We start from the raw sequence: 18,615 nt of genomic DNA, 5'->3' as shown, positions 1-18,615 counted from the left end.
AAATGAGCCTGTCGCAGAGAGAACGCCTCAATGTCAGATAAGAAAAAGAAACTTCCTGGTACATCTTCACAAGTTGACCGAAGAATGGAAAAACCCAAATTGCACCCACGCAACAAGCACCGGCAGCGCTATGATTTCAAGCAACTTAGCAAAAGCCATCCAGCTTTGATGCCATTTGTGCGATTGAATGACTACGGCAACGAATCTATTGACTTCTTCAATCCGGAAGCAGTCAAAGCACTGAACAAAGCGCTTTTGAAACGCTATTACAATATAAAAGATTGGGATATCCCAAAAGATTATTTGTGCCCACCCATTCCCGGGAGAGCGGATTACATCCACCACATGGCAGACCTATTGGCCTCCTCTCATCCACTGTCGAAACGGGGCAAGCCTCCAACCGGCAGCGAAATTAAATGTCTGGATATCGGTGTAGGGGCCAATTGTGTTTATCCCATCATAGGGCATTCGGAGTATGGCTGGTCATTTGTTGGCGCCGACATTGACCCTGTAGCCATTGAATGCGCCAACAAAATAGTTGAATCAAACGCCCACCTTCGAGGAAATGTTAGCCTGAGGTTACAACCGAATTCCAAAGACATCTTTAACGGGATCATTAAAAAGGATGAATACTTTGATCTCACCATTTGCAACCCTCCCTTTCATGCTTCTTTTGCTGAAGCCCAATCTGGAACCATTCGAAAGTTGAGAAACCTAAAGCAAAAGAAAATCACGAAGCCTGTTTTGAATTTTGGGGGACACAATACTGAATTATGGTATGATGGAGGCGAAGAGAGTTTTGTCCGGCAGATGATCCTTCAAAGCAAACAGTTTACCACTTCCTGTTTTTGGTTTTCTACGTTAATTTCAAAACAGTCTAACCTTAAGAACGTTTACGAGGCACTGAAAAAGGTAGGTGCAGTGGATATTAAAACAATCCCTATGGGGCAGGGGAATAAAGTTAGCCGCATTGTTTCCTGGACTTTTCTAACTCCGGAAAGCCGAAGGAAATGGGCAAAAATGGGATAGTAAATACACTCGCATTTCCACCATTGCGTTCCCTCCAGTGCTTTTTCCATCTCACACACAATGCTACCCGCCGCCAAACTTTTCACACACGAGCGCCAGTGCCTTCTCATCGCCCACATTGCCGGGGAACACAACGTAAATCAGCCCGGGAAACTTGCTTTCCCCTTGCAGTTTCCACACCGGCACTCCTGGAATAACCGGGCCCAATACTGTTGCCTTTTGAACTGAAAGCCCTTTGGACGCCAGGTCGCTGGAAGTAATCCCGCCTTTGGCAACTACAAACTTTGGACGAACAGAGATCGCTTGCACAATGGCTACAAGGAAGCCGGAGACAAGAGCATTGATTTTGAGGCTGCTTTCTGCATCTGCTCCAGTTTCCAGTCTGCGGCTCGTGTGAATCACCACATCGTCGCCAGCAGCGAGCCACACATCCACCTTGGCGCTGATGGCCTTTGCCTCGCCACTTAAGTCTTGCGGCCGAAGTAGCTGACTAACATCTACCTCCAGATTTTGTTGTTTTCCCTGTTTGAGCAGATAAGCCAGTTGGCTGGTAGTTTTAGGCACGTGAGAACCTACCACCACAAGCGACCCATGCGAAGAAGCAGCATCCTCTTTTTGAGGGACATAAAGTTTACCTGATACCATACCCGCCCTGATAGGCACAAAAGTGGCGGAGGTGCGGTACAGAAACTTCTTACCTGACCTTTCGGCCATTATCAACCCCAGCACCCCTACTTCCAGGTCACGGTAGGTGGCGGCGTTCATGATGCATACTGATCCATCGGCGCAGGCTTCCAGTTTCTTTGCCACGGCTTGGGGGCCGCCTGCCCGCAGATCCTCGATGGACACCGAGTGGACTTCCGAGGCTTTGATCCGACCTTTTGTCTTTTCCTCCACCCATTCCTTCAGGTTGGCGTGCTGGTAACCAAACGACACATCTTTCGCAAAGGGCGTGTCAGACACAGGCACGAGCTCTTCATTTTCGACGATGTAATGCACATCGTCCACCGTATACCTGGCGCCCTCAATGAAAGCTGGCACCAGCACGGTGACTGCTCCCTGAAGACCAAGAGCTTCGGCTACAGCGTCTACCTCCGCTGGAAAGTGGCCTCTTAAAGTAGAGTCGCTTCGGCTTACCACCACCACGTCTCTTTGGCTTTCTTTTGCAGCCTCTTTAAGGTTTCGCCCGATTTCCAGTGCCAGGTCAACTGCCTCTGGCTCCGGCAGGCTCCGGGAATTGGTAAGGATGTAGAGAATGGAGGGCTTTTGCCTGAGTTCTGCCGCTATCAGGCCTACCTCCCACGAGGTGAGCACCATCACATCGTAGCACGTCTGTGTGCCTGTTGGGTCATCGTCAAGTACCACAATGGTTTTTTCACTTTCCAGAAACTCCCTTTGAATGGCAGGCAGGAGGCCTTCGGGATAATCAGGTGGCAACTGATTGAATTTTTGGTTTACGTTTTCGTACATCGCAAGTCTCTGATCAACCACTCAAATAAGCTTAGTAGGTGGTAGGGTAATAAATTTATTATTTATCTTTTTAAGTCGAACAAATCGACCCGTTTAACAAGCCCTGAATCTATGCAAATAATCATTACCGGAGGAGCAGGTTTCCTTGGCCAGCGCCTGGCAAAGGCGTTGCTCAGCAGTCATCTTGCTTTTGACGAGCTGTTGCTGGTGGACATTGTGATGCCTCCACACCCGGAAAATGACAGCCGGGTTCGGTGCCTGCAAGCTGATCTTTCTGAAGAGGGAGCTGCCAAATCTCTTATCTCCGCCGAAACGAGTATTGTTTTTCACCTGGCAGCCGTAGTGAGCAGCCATGCTGAGAAAGACTTTGATCTGGGCTGGAAAGTCAATATGGACATTACCCGCCAACTACTGGAAGCCTGCCGTCATCAGAAACCAGGCATTAAGTTAATTTTCTCAAGCTCCATTGCGGTGTTCGGTGGTGACCTGCCCGCCACCGTGCTAGACACCACGGCGCTTACTCCCCGCTCGTCGTATGGTGCCCAGAAAGCGATTGGTGAACTGCTGGTCAACGACTACTCCCGAAAAGGATTGGTCGATGGCAGGGTGCTGCGATTGCCTACCATTTGTGTGCGACCAGGGAAACCCAACCTGGCGGCTTCTTCGTTTGTCAGCAGCATCATACGTGAGCCTATCAATGGAGAAGAGGCCATTTGTCCCGTCTCCACCAACCTGGCGCTTTGGCTCTCAAGCCCCGATACTGTTATCCAAAATCTTATCCATGCCACCACGCTAAAAGCGGAAGCTTTCGGTGGCTGGCGTACTGTCAACTTGCCGGGCGTCAGTGTCACGGTGCAACAAATGCTCGACTCGCTGGAGCGCATCTCCGGCCAGGGTGCTCTGGCCAGGGTACAGTTCAAACCAGATGCTGCTATCAACGCCATTGTAAGTAGCTGGCCTGCCGCCATCGACAATAGCAGAGGACTGGCACTTGGCTTCACGGTCGACGGCGAGTTCGACACGTTCATCACTCAGTTCATCGCTTCCAACAAGCAGCCCAACTGATGAGCGACCTCTCCATTCCCATCATTGGTCTGGCGGTTGCCGTCTTCGTTTTGATTTTACTGGTGCTGCGCACCAAAGTGCACCCGCTCATCGCAATGATTGCGGCGGCATGCGTGGCGGGCATCACTGGCGGCTTGTCGGTGAATGAAACACTGGACGCCATTTCCAAAGGGTTTGGCTCCACATTGGGTACCATTGGCATTGTGATCGGACTAGGAGTGATGATGGGGCGCATCCTGGAAGTATCAGGTGCTGCTGAGCAAATCGCCTATTCTTTTATCAAGTGGCTGGGGCACCGGCGGGAAGAGTGGGCGCTGGCCCTTACTGGCTATCTGGTGAGCATTCCCATCTTCGTCGATTCCGCTTTTGTCATTCTCTACCCTATCGCCAAGGCGCTGGCACAAAAAGGCAGCCGATCACTCCTTACCCTCGGAGTTTCACTCGCAGGCGGCCTTATCGTGACTCATACCATGGTGCCGCCAACTCCGGGGCCTCTGGGTGTGGCGGGGCTCTTCGGTGTCGACATTGGCGCCATGATGCTGCTCGGCATTGTACTAGCCCTGCCTTGCACCCTGGCGATCGTGTGGTATGCGCAGCGGCTTGGGAAAACATATCCCGACTTTGTAGCCACCGTGGTGCAGGAAGATCTGAAAGCCGTCTACGCTGATTACTTAAAAGAAAAAGAGGCAAAGCCCCTCCCCTGCCTGACAAAGTCGCTGCTTCCCATTCTTGTACCCATCGGGCTGATCTTCTTGAAGGCAGTAACCAACCTGTTCCCTTCGCTTACAGCCACCGACAGCACAACTTTGTCATGGGTATTGCAGGTAGTTGCCTTTGCTGGCTCACCTGTCATTGCTTTGTGCATCAGCACTTTGATTGCCGTGTACACTCTGGTGCCTCACCTCAACCGCCACGAGACATCGGAACGACTGGAGGAAGGCCTCAAGTCAGCGGGCATTATACTAATGGTGACTGGCGCAGGCGGAGCACTTGGCTTTGTGGTGCGGGAAAGCGGCTCCGGTGCCCAACTGGCAGCACTGATGGCAAACCTCCCGTTCTCCCCCATCATGATTCCCTTTTTTGTTGCCACCATTGTGAGGCTGATACAAGGATCGGGAACGGTGGCCATGATCACAGCGGCATCTATAACAGCGCCTATCCTGATCAATATACCCGATGTTAATATGCTGTTCGCAGCACAGGCAGCCGTGTTGGGTTCCTTGTTCTTCAGCTATTTCAACGACAGCTTCTTTTGGGTGGTGAACCGCATGATGGGAATCGCCGATGTGAAGCTACAGCTCATGACCTGGTCGGTGCCTACTACCATCGCCTGGGCCATTGGTGGGGTATTAATTGCGCTGACTAATTTAATCTTTGGTGCCAATGGCTCCCTGCTCGATCCGCTGATTCCGCTGGCTGGTTTGGGCGTGATGTGGATGGTGATAAGGAGGAAAGGAGATTTCAAACAATAGCGAACCCGCTGGGAAAAAGCAAGCTTCATTGATAAAGCGTGAAGATATTGCACCTTAACTTTAAATAGACTGAAGTCGGAAGACCGGAAGCTTGCCCGACTACTGGCGGGAAGGACGCATGCGTCGGTACAGCGAGCAGGCCATTGCGTTGGAGCCGTCAGACACCAGGAAGGCTGAGGAAACTCCATCGGATAATCCAATCCTTGTGGCTGACGGCCACTCCACGCCATCATGTACTTATAGCAAAATGTCTGTAATTCGGTAAACTAAGGCAGACAGTCTCCGAATGTTGGATACGTGTAGTATGGTAATTATTTGCACGTATTGGCGAGTTAATATATCTTTGCACGTGTAAATTGATAATCATACAGACGTGTTATGAATACAAAGTTAACCTTGACAATTGAAGAGACTTTAATTGAGAAAGCGAAGGAATATGCAAAAGGAAAAGGGAGAAGCCTTTCGGATATAGTGGAGAATTATCTTAAGGTGATAATCAAAGAGGACAATGCAAAAGTGATAGATTCAACACCAATTGCTTCTTCTTTGAGAGGTTCCTTCAAAGCGCCTGAAGGGTTTGACTATAAAGAGGAGTTATCCAAAGGATTGTCAAAGAAATACTTGCAGGATGGATAAAGTATTAATTGATACAGATGTCATTCTCGATTTCTTTTTTGATAGGCAGCCTTTCGCTGAATATTCGGCCCAAGTAATTGGTTTATGTGAAACTGATAGGATAAAGGGATTTTTGACGCCGGTGATTTATAGTAATGTATATTACCTCCTAAGACAAACAGCAAGGCACGACAAAGTGATTGATCATCTTAAGCAATTACTTATGATTACCGATGTTTTGTTAATGGATAAAGAGGTTGTAAGCAACGCACTTAACTCTGGATTCAAAGACTTTGAGGATGGTTTACAAAATTTTGCTGCCATGAAAAATGGCGGAATTGATGTGATTCTAACTCGAAATTTAAAGGATTTTAGTAAAAGTGAAATTGGAGTATTGACTCCAGAATCTTACATTAAATCAATTATTGCCAGCCGCTAGTCGAGTAGATGGCTTCGCCACCTGCTTGATTAGGTTCTAATACTCTACGGTCTCGCCTAATCCGCTCGTTCAGTATCTCCGCCAATCATAACCTAAAGGATGTTTTTGTGAAAAATTCCTCCTATTTTCAAACATGGAGGAAAATGCGTGGTCTTGGATATTTCAGCTACTAGGTCGCCTGCACCCGGTAGCAGTGCACTTTCCTATTGGATTATTGATTGTTGTTCTTTTTCTTGAGGCGCTCACCCTGAATGGGAAACGACCTGACCTAAGGGAGGGCATCAACTGGATGGTGTACCTGGGAGCCGCTTCAGCTGCATTGGCCGCTGGCCTCGGGTGGTTCCTTCGCACTTTCGATGACTACTCGGGCGACCTGGTACAGCTACATCAAAATCTGGGCATCGCCACAGCCGTACTTTCGATCATTGCCGCTTTCTTGCTCCAAAAAACAAATGCAGGGAAGTTATCCAATTACCTTGCCTACCGGTCACTGCTGGTGCTATCGGTTATCACGCTTACGATTACCGGTCACCTGGGCGCCAGCCTTACCCATGGTGAAGATTTTCTGTCGAGTGCGCTGCCAGGAAACGCTGATGATTACGACGATACCCGGAGCGTGGTTCTATTGGCACAATTGAAGCAACTGGACTCCCTGTCTGAAACCGAGCTCGACGATCTGAATCTGGAAGTAAGGGCCATTTTTGCGCACAACTGCTATCAATGCCATAGCGAAAACAAGCAAAAAGGGGAGCTGGTATTAGAAAATAAAAGAGGCGTTTTCCAGGGTGGAAAATCCGGAAAAGTGATTGTGGCGGGCCACCCTAAAGACAGCGAGCTATACAGAAGAATTACGCTGTCGTCCAACGACGATGATGTAATGCCCAAAAAGGGCAAGGTGCTCAAGAAAAACGAAGTTGCCCTGATCAAATTGTGGATAGAAAAGGGTGCCCATTGGTCGGATCGGGCGTTGAAAGTATTCCCTGAAGCGGCCCTTGCTTTGTCAAAGCCGAGGCTACCTGTTTCCACAGAACAAGTACATCCAGTGGACAAGCTGCTGGATGTCTACTTTGAAAAGAACGGCATCACCTGGCCACAGTTGGTAGACGACAAAACCTTCATCCGACGAGTTTATCTGGACATTGTGGGGTTGCTGCCAGCACCGGATGCCATCATTCAGTTCGTCGATAATCAGGACGCCAACAAACGTACTCAACTGGTCGACCGCCTGCTGGCAGATAATAGCAACTACACACAGCACTGGCTGAGTTTTTGGAACGATCTGCTAAGGAATGATTACTCAGGCACCGGATTTATTACCGGCGGCAGAAAGCAGGTTACCGACTGGCTGTACAAATCGCTACTGGAAAACAAGCCTTACAATGCCATGGTCAGGGAATTGATCAACCCCACCCCTGCTTCCGAAGGGTTTATCAAGGGCATAGAATGGCGGGGCGTGGTCAATGCCAGTCAGCGCACCGAAATGCAGGCCGCCCAGAATATTGGCCAGTCACTGCTGGGGGTAAATGTGAAATGTGCCTCTTGTCACAACAGCTTTGTAAGCAACCTCACCCTCGACCAGGCCTATGGCTTTGCGTCCATATTCGCCGATTCGGTGATGGAACTCAACAGGTGTGACATACCCACTGGAAAAATGGCTCAGGTCAGTTTCCTGTATCCGGAATTGGGGTCGGTGGAGGCCGACAGCTTAAAAGAGCGCTTGCTGAAACTTTCAGAGGTCATTGTGAAGCCGGAGAATGGCAGGCTGTACCGAACCATTGCCAACAGAATATGGCAAAGACTGATAGGGCGGGGTTTCATCGAGCCCCTGGATGAGATGGACAAGACCCCATGGGATGCTGATTTGCTCGACTGGCTGGCAGCAGATTTCATTGAGTCGGGGTATGACCTAAAGCAATTGATGCGCACCATCATGACATCTAAAGCCTACCAGCTACCAACGGTGAGCTACGAAAAGCTGGAGCAGGTGAAGTCGGCCCGCTACGTATTCAACGGCCCAATTGTCAGGCGAATGAGTGCCGAGCAATTTTCTGACGCCGTAAGCCAGGTTATAGCCCCCGTATACTATGCCGCCGCTTACAACCCTTCAGGCGACCAGCTATCTTCGAACAGAATTTGGCACAGGGAAAGGAAATTTGACAGGGACGTACTGCCTGAACCCGGCACGAGATATTTCCGCCACAAGTTTACACTGACCGACCAGGAAATCATCAACGCTCAGGCCCTGGTTTCAGTTGATCATTCATATTCGTTTTACCTCAATGGGAACAAGGTGGCTGAAGGCAACGACTGGAGAAAAGTAAGTAAGCTGGACGTGACGAAGTTCCTGAAAAGTGGAGAAAACATTATCGCCATCGAGGGAACGAACGAAGGGCCTATCGCCAACCCTGCGGGGATACTGTTTGCAATGGAGATTCGACAAAAGGATAACCTTGAAACCACTGTACAATCGGCGGGTGATGAGGGTTGGAAAAGCACCGATGTGAACCCAGGCAAAGAATGGTTGAGCGTTGCGTTTAATGATTCGGATTGGGAAAACGTCCGCAACTATGGTGCCATGCATTGGGATCAGTTATTGAGTTTTACATTTGAAGACAATGTGCCCACCTATGCCCGGGCCAGTCTGGTCAGGCAGCATCCGTTCTTGAAAGCGCTTGGGCGGCCAAGCCGGGAAACTGTAGCCACCTCCAGAGATGATCAGGCTACCTTGCTGCAATCGCTGGAACTCACCAATGGTGCCTATTTCAACCAGGTACTTGAAGAAGGTGCCAGCAGTTGGCTACAGCAATATGACAGCAATGCAGCAAGCATTGTCGATGCCCTTTACTTAAAGTGCCTTGGCCGGAAACCCTCGAACAAAGAAAAAGACATCATGCTGACTGCTTTGGGAGACACGCCGGATAAAGAAGGTTTGCAGGACGTGTTTTGGGCCACTTTGCTTTTGCCTGAATTTCAGTTTATCTATTAGAACTAGAAATAATGAACAATCACATAGCCAATTCACGCAGGGAGTTTATGAAGAAAATGGGAGCTGCCAGCCTTGCTGCTGCGGCTGTCAGCATTCCCACTGCCAGTTTTTTAAGTTCATGCAGCACTGCCCCGGCAATTCGTTCTTCGGCCGACACCGTCATATTGCTTTGGATGGCCGGAGGCATGGCACACACCGAAACTTTTGACCCAAAGGCCTACACACCCTACGAAAAAGGCGTTGAGAGTAAAAGAATTTTAAGCTCGTTTCCAAAGGTTCCGACTGCTGTGGACGGCTTGTATTTTTCAGAAGGACTTGAGTCCATTGGTAGTGTGATGGACAAAGGCGCTATCATCCGATCCTACAAATCGGCCGACCTGGGGCACATCCTTCATACCCGGCACCAGTACCACTGGCATACTTGCTATGAGCCTCCACAGTCGGTGCAAGCGCCGCATATTGGTGCCTGGATCGCCAAAGAGTTGGGGCCGGTCAATCCGGTCATCCCTCCTTTTATTGCCATGGGCCAGCGTTTTACCGTGGGAGAAGGCGAAGAACTAAAAGCATTTCATACGGCAGGGTTCCTGGGCAGTGAATATGGGCCATTTCTCATTCCCGATCCATCAAGTGGGCTGGAGAGTGTTCGCCCTCCGCAGGGCATGTCAGTCAAAAGGTTTGAGGCAAGAAATCAGCTTTACAAAGAATTGGCCAACAAAAGTGAGGTGATGGAGCGGGGAAGCGATTACCAGCGGGAGTCACTGATGCGGTCGATGGAGCAGTCGTACTGGCTGTTGAATTCACCCGAGTCGCAGGTATTTGACTTAACACAGGAGCCAAAAGAGAAGTACGACATCTACAACACCGGCCGGTTTGGGCTAGGCTGCCTGACCGCCAAAAGGCTGGCCATGAACGGCGCCCGGTTTGTGAGCGTATCCACAGAATATGAGCCATTTCTTGGGTGGGACACGCATGAGAACGGACACACCCGTGTGGTAAAAATGAAGGAGCTGATCGATGGCCCTGTTGCCCAGCTTGTCAAAGATTTGGATGAATCGGGCCATTTGGACCGTACGCTCATTGTGCTGGCCAGTGAATTCAGCAGAGATGCCTTGCTGGAAGGACGCCCCGGCGAGAAAGTACAAGACCAGGTAAATCAACCCGACGTCATCGAAGACGAAAAATTCTATGGTATGCACCGGCATTTCACCGACGGCAGCTCCATCCTCATGTGGGGCGGAGGTATCAAAAAAGGGTTGGTTTACGGCAAAACCGCCGATGAAAGACCCTGCTCGTCCATTGAAAATACTGTCGTTATTGACCAAATACACCAGACGATCTACCATGCGCTGGGCATCCACCCTGAAACTAACTACACAATCGAAGGTCGGCCCTTCTACACCACCCCCGACGGCCAGGGAAAAGCTGTTTTGGAGTTGCTTGCTTAGGGTGGTTCAGTTGGATTGGCTAAAGCAAAATTTATATCTTGCTTCCTCTTATTTCTCACTTATGAAATCGTTGACATTATCCCTTTGCTTCGTCATTGGCTTTGTGACTACGGCACTTGCCCAGTCTCCCAAATTCACCCGTCAAGACACACTCCGTGGCTCCATCACCCCGGAAAGAGCATGGTGGGATTTGGTACACTATGACCTCGGGGTAAAGGTCGATCCTGAAGCGAAAACTTTCTCGGGTCAGAATACGGTAACCTACAAAGTGCTTACGGAGGCCAAAACCATGCAGATCGACTTGCAACACCCAATGAAGATCACTGAGGTGATGCAAGACGGCAAGGCATTGAAATTCCTGCAAAATGGCAATGCATGGTTCATTACCCTCAAGAGAAAGCAAGTGCCTGGCGCTGTGAACAGCCTGACCATTAGCTATGGTGGAAGGCCTCAAGTGAGCAAGCTCCCGCCCTGGGAAGGCGGTGTTACCTGGACGAAGGACAGCAACGGCAACGACTTTATAGTAACTACCTGCCAGGGAGATGGTGCCAGCCTGTGGTGGCCCTGTAAAGACCACATGTACGACGAAACCGACAGCATGACCATCAGCGTCACTGTGCCCGACCACCTGATGGATGTTTCCAACGGCCGCCTGAGAAAAACCACCGACAACCATGACGGCAGCAAAACCTTCGAATGGTTTGTTTCCAACCCGATCAACAACTACGGCGTGAATGTGAACGTGGGTGACTATGTTCACTTCGGGGAAGTATATGACGGTGAAAAAGGCCCGCTTGACTGCGACTACTACGTGCTGCGTGACAACCTCAAGAAAGCCAAAACTCATTTCGAAGAAGTGCCTAAAATGCTGGCCGCTTTTGAGCATTGGTTTGGCCCTTATCCCTTTTACGAAGACAGCTACAAGCTGGTGGAAGTGCCCTACTACGGCATGGAGCACCAAAGCAGTGTAACCTATGGCAACTTCTACAAAAACGGTTACCACACCACCGACGTAAGCGGCACTGGCTGGGGCTTTAACTTCGATTTCATCATTGTGCACGAGTCGGGGCATGAGTGGTTTGCCAACAATATCACCTACAAAGACATCGCCGACATGTGGATCCACGAAGGCTTTACCGCCTACTCAGAGAACCTTTTTGTCGACTACTATTATGGCAAAGATGCCAGTGCCGAATACGTGATTGGCACTCGTAAAAATATCCGCAACGACAGGCCTATAATAGGTGCGTATGAAGTGAATTATTCAGGCTCGGGCGACATGTACTCGAAAGGGGCGAATATGCTGCACACTTTGCGCCAGCTGGTGGGAGACGATGAAAAATGGCGCATGATGTTGCGGGGTTTGAATGAGGAGTTCTATCATCAAACTGTTGCCACCGGGCAAATTGAAGCCTTCCTGGCTGAAAAGTCAGGGATGAATCTGGGGCCTTTCTTTGACCAGTACCTGAGAGATACCAGAATCCCTGTGTTAGAGTACGAAACCAACGACACAACACTGAGCTACAGATGGGCTAACTGTGTGGAAGGTTTTGACATGCCTGTGGAAGTAATCATCGACGGCAAAACACAAAGGTTGGCTCCTGAGGGCAGCTGGAAGACCGTCGAGTTAGCTCAGCGCTTGCGTCAGCTAATAGTAGACAGTGATTATTACGTGGATGCCAGCAAGATTGAATAGGCTTGGCCTGCTCAAGAAAATGACGCAATCGACCTCTCGAATTGTCGTTTTACTACAGCGAGAAGTTTGTTGGCAATAGCGATCTTTGACAGGTAAAGTAGACTTCAATAAATCCGTTATGAAACATCTTCAATTTCTCCAGGACATCAAGGTGCCTGCAGCAAAAGTTTACCGCCTGATGCTTGGCCTTGATGATATCAAAAGCTATCAAGACTGGACCAGCGCTTTCAACCCCGACCCGGATGGGGCTCCAGGCTCTTACGAGGGAAGCTGGGACAAAGGCAGCAAAATACTTTTCGTAGGGCTTGATCAGGACGGCAAGCGGGGTGGCATGGTGTCCAAAATACTGGAAAACAAACCGGCTGAGTTCGTATCTGTCAGTCATTACGGCATGGTGGATGGCGACCAGGAAATCACCTCCGGCGCCATGGTTGAAATGTGGGCTGGCGCTATGGAAAACTACACCTTCAAAGAACGTAATGGAGTAACAACAGTAACGGTGGACCTGGACACGGCGGATGCTTTTGCAGAAATGTTCAGCGAAATGTGGCCAAAGGCTTTAAGTAGGTTGAAGGAGATTTGCGAGGGTTAAGAGCAGATCGAATGCAGTAGCGAAAAACATTTGCCGAAACGGTCGCAATAATGAGGCTAAGCTGTAAATTAACAATGCCGCAATAATCCTTGAAGCAAAGGCTTTATCGAGGCATTAGGGCTGACTACTCATCGACGACGCTATATGGAGAAAATCCCCATCAGAGACATTCGTGCTACCAGTGAGCAGGCTTTTGGACGATGTAGTATCCGGAGGCTACAGGATATCTTCGACGGAAAAGACATGCTTCATTCGCTACACAGGCACAACTTCTTCTTTGTTCTGGCAGTTTCACAAGGCGAAGGCGTTCATGAAATTGATTTCACCCCCTATCAGGTATCCGGCCGATCGGTGTTTTTTCTGAGGCCGGGTCAGGTGCACCGCCTCCAGCTAAAGATGGGCTCCACCGGATATCTCATGGAATTCGACCAGGAGTTCTGCGGCTCCAAAGATCAGGCTGCTGCGCAGCGGTTGCGAAAAGCAAGTGGCAAGAACTTCTGCCAACTTGAAGCCAGCAGGTTCGAAAAACTAAACAGTATCCTGGCTAACATTTTTGAAGAATACACCAGCAAGCAGGACGGCTACCTCGATATCATCAAAGCCAGTTTGGAAATCCTTTGCATAGAATACAACAGGCAGAGCCCTGCCCCAAATCAACTGACAAACAATGGTAACCTTTATATGCAGGAGCGATTTGAAGAGCTGCTGGCGTTGCTTGAAGCCCATATCAGTCAGGTCAAGCAAGCATCGCAGTATGCCGACATGCTAAACCTTTCTCCCTACCAGCTAAATGCTATTACCAAAGCGTCGGTAGGTAAAACTGTCACGAACCTCATCGACGATCAGGTTATCCTGGAATCGAAACGCTACCTGCTTGCCACCCCTAATCAGGTAAAAGACATTGCGTGGGATCTTGGCTATGAAGACGTTTCCTATTTCATCCGGTTCTTCAAAAAGCGCACAGGGATGTCACCGGACGCTTTTCGTAAGAAGTTCCGATAAGTCCCATCCAACTTCATTTTCGTCCTATCCCCACCCCTTTTGTTCACTTTACTTTTGTGATATCAAGTTTCAACAAGTAACAAAATGAACAAAAAAACACGCCTGATGGCCTCGCTGAAAATCTGGCTGGTCATCTATCCTTCCATCACACTGTTTCTGGCTGTCTTTGGCGAAAGCCTGGCAAACCTGCCCCTTTACCAAAGAACTTTTATCCTGACCATCTCTCTGGTTCCCTGGATGATGTTCGTAGGCGTTCCGTTGCTCGACCGGCTGATCGCTCAATTTTCAGGCAAGGCAAACGCAAAATAAAGCTAACGGCAACAACATGGAGACTGCAATAAAGCACGATGTAATCATCGTTGGAGGAAGCTATGCCGGTCTGGCTGGTGGCCTCGCTCTGGGCAGAGCGCTGAGGAAGGTGCTGATCATCGACAGCGTCAAACCCTGCAACAGGCAAACTCCACACTCGCACAATTTCCTTACGCAGGACGGCACCGCCCCGGCAGAAATTGCTTCAATAGCCAAACAGCAGGTGTCGGCTTACGCCACGGTGAACTTTCTGAACGACCGGGTGGTAAACGCCAAAAAACTGGACAGTGGATTTGAGGTTTTTGTGCCATCCGGCGAGTCGTTTACGGCCAGGAAATTAATTTTTGCAACTGGCATCAAAGACGTTATGCCTGAGATTCCCGGTTTCAAGGAGAGCTGGGGTAAAAGTGTGCTCCACTGCCCCTATTGCCACGGATACGAAGTGCGAGGCCAGAAAACCGGCATACTCGCCAACGGCGATAGTGGCTATGAATTCTGCATGCTCATTGCCAATTGGACAAGCGACCTGACGCTGTATACCAACGGCAACAGCACCCTCACGCATGAGCAAACTGCCAGGTTGCACAATCATAAGATTAACATCGTAGAAGATCAAATCTACAAGTTAGACCAAACAAACGGCTACCTCACTAGCATCCAGTTCAAGACCGGCAGAGTAGAACCTGTGACCGCATTATATGCCAGGCTCCCTTTTCAGCAGCACTGCGACATTCCACAACAACTGGGCTGCGAGCTCAGCGAAGAAGGCTACATCAAGGTAGACGCTGCGCAAAAAACCTCGGTGCCAGGTGTATATGCCTGTGGCGACAACGTCACCCGCATGCGCACTGTTGCCAATGCGGTTTCGATGGGCACAACCACGGGGCTAATGGTGAACAAGGAGCTGATAGAAGAAGAATTTTAATCAAACAAAAAAACACGAATCATGAAGATTATCATTGTAGGTGCGTCAGGCACCATGGGAAGCTTTTTGTCAAATGCTTTTGAAAAAGAACACGAAATCGTTCGGGCGGATCGCCACGGAATGGATGTGCAGGTAGACATTACCTCGCCCGAGTCCATCGAAAACATGTACAAAACAACCGGCGCATTTGATGCACTGATTTGCACCGCCGGGCCTACGTTTGTTGGGCCGTGGAAGAACCTCACCGACAAGGAGTTTCGCCAGGGAGTGGAGGGCAAAATGATGGGGCAGATCAACCTGGTGTTGATCGGTCAGCACTACATCAAGCCCAGGGGTTCTTTTACATTGATCACCGGGGCATTGACGCATGAGCCCCAGCGGAACTTTGCCAATGCATCGGCGGCCAATGGGGCAGTGGAAGGATTTGTTCGTGCCGCGGCCATTGAACTGGAAAATGGCGTCAGGATCAATGCCGTAAGCCCAACGGTGATTGAAAACTCACCACAGTACTTTCCTTTTTTTCCCGGAGAAATACCAACAACGATGAGGCAGTTGGAATACGGCTTCCGCAAGAGTGTGTTCGGTGTCGGTACTGGTCAGGTGATCAAGCCTTGATAGACTGGTTACAGTAGAGAGATTGCCATCCCCGGGGCATTCTCTCTTTCTCGAGAAAGCCGGGAATACTATTTAATTTTCATCCCCGGCACCAGAGGGTCAACTTCAACCAGTTCCAACGACTTCACCATGTCAGCCGTGCCATTTTTATACTTGAGAAAATGGGGAGTTTTCAAATGCGCCCGGTAGGAGGCAGTGTCGGCATATATTTCGAGAATAGTTAAATGAGTTGGGTTTTGCTTTTCGAAAACAGCATAAAGTGTAAGTACTCCTGGTTCCACCTTCACAGAGGTTTCTATTTCTTCCTTCAAAAATTGTCGGTAACTCTCAAGCTGGGCCTCATCAATCACCAACCTAGCAAGGCGCACCATTTGCCCACCCTTCTGAGCCTGGGCATTTTCCATAGATACAGCAAATATCATTGCAATAAAGAGCAAGGTCACCACATTGGATGCTTTCATTGGCCTATTTGTTTGCTCTTACAAGGTAATACAATATAAGGTGAGCTGTTGATTTTCCGGCACATCTGCGGGCACCTAACCGGTAAAACTATTCTCTGGGAAGCAAATAGTGACTATCGAAAAAGCCTGCCTCCGCACGCTTAGCTTGACGCATTCACCCCTGAGTTTGCCACAAAGCCGCAGCCCATAACTTTGGTAAAACCTCCAGGTACACCACACAAAAAAATCCCGCAAGTAGCTGCGGGGTTTTCATTTTCTGGGAGTCCGCTGATTACTCAACAGCCGGGAGATACTGCCACAGCGTACAGTACATTGCCTGAAACATAGAGCTTAAACACTTTCTCAACAGGTGCTGCCGGCGTCCACAAGGCGAATTTCAGTGAAGCATAAAGCGGGTTGCCAAAACCAGCATGAACACGGTGCCATGTTTTACCCATGTCCGGTGAACGGAATATACCATCCGGATGACCCACGAATAAATAGCCGCCCAGTTGCTTCACAGACGAAATGTTCTTCGACGGCTGAAGTCCTTCGTCGATAGCTTGCCAGGTTTTGCCACCGTCAAATGAAGTATGTATCCTTCTGGATTGAGTTCGAGTGTTGTAGGCTATCGCTGCAAATCCACCATCGATACGTTCAACAGCTATACCTACCCCTCCCTCGCTGATGACCCATTCCCAGTTGTCACCATTGTCGGTCGACCGCATGATCCCGTTTTGACCAGTAGCCAATAGAACACCTTCTGACTCCACGATATTATCCACCCAACCTTTCTGGACTGGCTTCCAGCTTTGTGCTTTGTCGGTAGATTTGGAAAGGCTCTTACCTGTACCTGAGAATACCGTCCCATCAGACGCTTCAAAAATAGTGGCTACCGAATGCGTTATTAGGTCTGTGTATATCGGCAACCAGTTCCGAAAGCTATCGGAATCTGATAAGGGCTTTTTTCGATAAATGTGTCCATCATTACTGAAGGCTATCACTCCGGATTGATTGAAGACTATCGAAGTACTTTTCAGATCAGGAAGATTCTCTTTTTCCCAAACAGGCGTTTTAAGGTGAGTCCTACTGTGATACAACGCACCTTTAGTACTTAAATAAATTTCTGACTCACCAGCAAAAAAGCCCATACGCTCTTCTGTTTCAGGCAAAAGGTGGCTGATATCTTGCCATGTGTGGCCGCCGTCTTTTGATTGGAGAATGACGTTGGTGGCTCCGGCTTCCTTCGTCGGTTCAACCTTCTTTGTTTCAGCTGACGGTGAATAGTCTGCCGCCACATTGCCTGCAAAGAAATGAAGCAGGACATACAAAAGGGGTAATTGCATGAAAGCCATAACGAATTGGGGTTTAGTGAAAATGATGCCTCAAAACTACAAGCACAACAGCCCTATTCAGCCATTTCATTTGTAAAATGATTGTAAATGATACGTAAAAAGATGGGGAACCGATTAAGCGCTTAACTGAAAAAAAATCATTGCATGACCAGAGAAGGATAAGGGCGTAAGTGGAAACGGGTTCGAAAAAAAGATCATATTCAATTTGTCACCCGACCAGAGAAGCTGAAGAGTATTGCCTGGTTTGAAACCCGGCATACGCAAGCCTTATTCGCTAAACCAACTCAGCTTCGCCTCTTTCACCTGTTTTTTGTACGTCGGCCATTCGGTCTCATAAAAGCTGTCCACTGCCTTCACAAACTCCCCTACCTGCTGCCCTGCTTGTTCAATTACCTTCATGTAATACAGATTGGGTGTCAACTGCACTTTTTTTGATTCCAAAACACTCCGAATCACACATGGAACGCTATAGCTCGTATCTTCTCATGGCATAATTTCGTAACTTCACAGTATGGAAAATCAACTTTTAAAAAGAATTACGGTCAACCCCGAAATTTGCCATGGAAAACCCACCATTAGAAACAAACGATATACGGTGGACTTGATCCTTGACCTTTTGTCAGCGGGTTCGACCCACCCCGAAATATTGGAAGATTACCCTAATCTGGAGGAAGATGATATTCTAGCTTGTTTGGCATACGCAACTAAATTAACAAAGTATTCGAGCTACACTAAGATCTCAGTATGAAACTGATTGTTGACGCTCAGCTTCCAACAAAACTTTGCGAAATACTGAACCAGCTTGGGCTTGAGTCCTTCCACGTAGCTGAACTCCCTAAAGGAGATGAAACCCCTGACGAAGAAATTACTGAACTTGCTGACCGCCAAAATCTCATTCTGGTAACTAAGGATTTTGATTTTTACCACTCTCACATGGCTTTGGGAAAGCCGAAGAAGCTATTTTTAGTCACAACAGGGAACCTGAAAAACCGCCAGCTATTTGATCTTTTCAGAAACAACTTTTTACTCATTAAGAACGCTTTGAATAGAAGTAATTTTGTTGAACTAAACAACGAAGGTATCACTGAGCACGAATAAAAATGAACCCACCAATCGTCCACGTTTCCGGTATCGCTCAAACAAGGATGGGGAGGCACGCA

19 protein-coding genes are annotated in these 18,615 nt (G+C 48.9%); 15 read left to right on the top strand and 4 right to left on the bottom strand.

Annotated elements, in window-relative coordinates; genetic code table 11:
• The first annotated feature begins 84 nt into the window (after positions 1–84).
• On the top strand, positions 85–1,029 hold the full coding sequence (gene rlmF, locus RIF36_RS19250; RefSeq protein WP_350129232.1) for a 23S rRNA (adenine(1618)-N(6))-methyltransferase RlmF: 945 nt from the start codon (positions 85–87) through the stop codon (positions 1,027–1,029).
• A 63-nt stretch (positions 1,030–1,092) separates the two neighbouring features.
• Here the strand turns inward: rlmF and RIF36_RS19245 are convergent, their stop codons facing one another.
• A complete protein-coding gene (locus tag RIF36_RS19245) occupies positions 1,093–2,520 on the bottom strand; it encodes a four-carbon acid sugar kinase family protein (RefSeq protein ID WP_350129235.1) in 1,428 nt (475 codons plus the stop codon).
• A 90-nt stretch (positions 2,521–2,610) separates the two neighbouring features.
• On the opposite strand from RIF36_RS19245, the gene denD reads away from it, so the two are divergent.
• The 12 genes from denD to RIF36_RS19185 all read left to right on the top strand — a co-directional run bounded on the left by denD (position 2,611) and on the right by RIF36_RS19185 (position 15,660).
• Positions 2,611–3,564, top strand: a complete 954-nt coding sequence (gene denD, locus RIF36_RS19240) for a D-erythronate dehydrogenase (RefSeq protein ID WP_350129238.1) — start codon at positions 2,611–2,613, stop codon at positions 3,562–3,564.
• A complete protein-coding gene (locus RIF36_RS19235) occupies positions 3,564–5,036 on the top strand; it encodes a GntP family permease (protein WP_350129241.1) in 1,473 nt (490 codons plus the stop codon). Before denD ends, RIF36_RS19235 begins: the two co-directional genes overlap by 1 nt.
• Before the next feature lie 378 nt (positions 5,037–5,414).
• Positions 5,415–5,672: a DUF6364 family protein gene (locus tag RIF36_RS19230; protein WP_350127631.1), complete on the top strand. Its 258-nt coding sequence runs from the start codon at positions 5,415–5,417 to the stop codon at positions 5,670–5,672.
• Positions 5,665–6,090, top strand: a complete 426-nt coding sequence (locus RIF36_RS19225; protein ID WP_350129244.1) for a type II toxin-antitoxin system VapC family toxin — start codon at positions 5,665–5,667, stop codon at positions 6,088–6,090. Before RIF36_RS19230 ends, RIF36_RS19225 begins: the two co-directional genes overlap by 8 nt.
• Positions 6,091–6,223: 133 nt before the next feature.
• Entirely contained in the window at positions 6,224–9,076 is a 2,853-nt protein-coding gene (locus tag RIF36_RS19220) for a DUF1549 domain-containing protein (RefSeq protein WP_350129247.1), read from the top strand.
• 11 nt (positions 9,077–9,087) lie between these two features.
• A complete protein-coding gene (locus RIF36_RS19215; protein ID WP_350129250.1) occupies positions 9,088–10,521 on the top strand; it encodes a DUF1501 domain-containing protein in 1,434 nt (477 codons plus the stop codon).
• Positions 10,522–10,582: 61 nt separating this feature from the next.
• Positions 10,583–12,217 (top strand): M1 family metallopeptidase, encoded by a 1,635-nt coding sequence (locus tag RIF36_RS19210; RefSeq protein ID WP_350129253.1) that lies wholly within the window; start codon positions 10,583–10,585, stop codon positions 12,215–12,217.
• Between the two features lie 118 nt (positions 12,218–12,335).
• A complete protein-coding gene (locus RIF36_RS19205) occupies positions 12,336–12,809 on the top strand; it encodes an SRPBCC family protein (RefSeq protein ID WP_350129256.1) in 474 nt (157 codons plus the stop codon).
• A 144-nt stretch (positions 12,810–12,953) separates the two neighbouring features.
• Positions 12,954–13,811 (top strand): AraC family transcriptional regulator, encoded by an 858-nt coding sequence (locus RIF36_RS19200; protein ID WP_350129259.1) that lies wholly within the window; start codon positions 12,954–12,956, stop codon positions 13,809–13,811.
• A gap of 84 nt (positions 13,812–13,895) precedes the next feature.
• On the top strand, positions 13,896–14,120 hold the full coding sequence (locus RIF36_RS19195) for a putative antibiotic biosynthesis monooxygenase (protein WP_350129263.1): 225 nt from the start codon (positions 13,896–13,898) through the stop codon (positions 14,118–14,120).
• Positions 14,121–14,136: 16 nt separating this feature from the next.
• The gene (locus RIF36_RS19190) at positions 14,137–15,045 is read left to right on the top strand and encodes an NAD(P)/FAD-dependent oxidoreductase (RefSeq protein WP_350129266.1); all 909 of its coding nucleotides are present in this window, start codon (positions 14,137–14,139) and stop codon (positions 15,043–15,045) included.
• A 21-nt stretch (positions 15,046–15,066) separates the two neighbouring features.
• Positions 15,067–15,660, top strand: a complete 594-nt coding sequence (locus RIF36_RS19185) for a short chain dehydrogenase (protein WP_350129268.1) — start codon at positions 15,067–15,069, stop codon at positions 15,658–15,660.
• A gap of 68 nt (positions 15,661–15,728) precedes the next feature.
• Here RIF36_RS19185 and RIF36_RS19180 read toward each other — a convergent pair whose 3' ends face one another.
• The 3 genes from RIF36_RS19180 to RIF36_RS19170 form a co-directional block, all read right to left on the bottom strand.
• Positions 15,729–16,121: a putative quinol monooxygenase gene (locus tag RIF36_RS19180; protein ID WP_350129271.1), complete on the bottom strand. Its 393-nt coding sequence runs from the start codon at positions 16,119–16,121 to the stop codon at positions 15,729–15,731.
• A 275-nt stretch (positions 16,122–16,396) separates the two neighbouring features.
• Positions 16,397–17,455 carry a WD40/YVTN/BNR-like repeat-containing protein gene (locus RIF36_RS19175; RefSeq protein ID WP_350129274.1) on the bottom strand — a complete coding sequence of 353 codons (1,059 nt, stop codon included), beginning with the start codon at positions 17,453–17,455 and terminating at the stop codon, positions 16,397–16,399.
• Positions 17,456–17,722: 267 nt separating this feature from the next.
• Positions 17,723–17,854: a hypothetical protein gene (locus tag RIF36_RS19170; protein WP_350129277.1), complete on the bottom strand. Its 132-nt coding sequence runs from the start codon at positions 17,852–17,854 to the stop codon at positions 17,723–17,725.
• Positions 17,855–17,966: 112 nt separating this feature from the next.
• Here RIF36_RS19170 and RIF36_RS19165 point away from each other — a divergent pair, with 112 nt between their 5' ends.
• Both RIF36_RS19165 and RIF36_RS19160 read left to right on the top strand, forming a co-directional pair.
• On the top strand, positions 17,967–18,203 hold the full coding sequence (locus RIF36_RS19165; protein ID WP_350089916.1) for a DUF433 domain-containing protein: 237 nt from the start codon (positions 17,967–17,969) through the stop codon (positions 18,201–18,203).
• On the top strand, positions 18,200–18,553 hold the full coding sequence (locus RIF36_RS19160; protein ID WP_350129280.1) for a DUF5615 family PIN-like protein: 354 nt from the start codon (positions 18,200–18,202) through the stop codon (positions 18,551–18,553). Before RIF36_RS19165 ends, RIF36_RS19160 begins: the two co-directional genes overlap by 4 nt.
• Positions 18,554–18,615: the final 62 nt, after the last annotated feature.

The sequence above is a fragment of the Imperialibacter sp. genome, assembly GCF_040222815.1.
GTDB lineage: Bacteria > Bacteroidota > Bacteroidia > Cytophagales > Cyclobacteriaceae > Imperialibacter.
The sequence above is the reverse complement of the archived record's forward strand: the minus strand, read 5'-3'. Positions and strand labels throughout refer to the sequence as shown.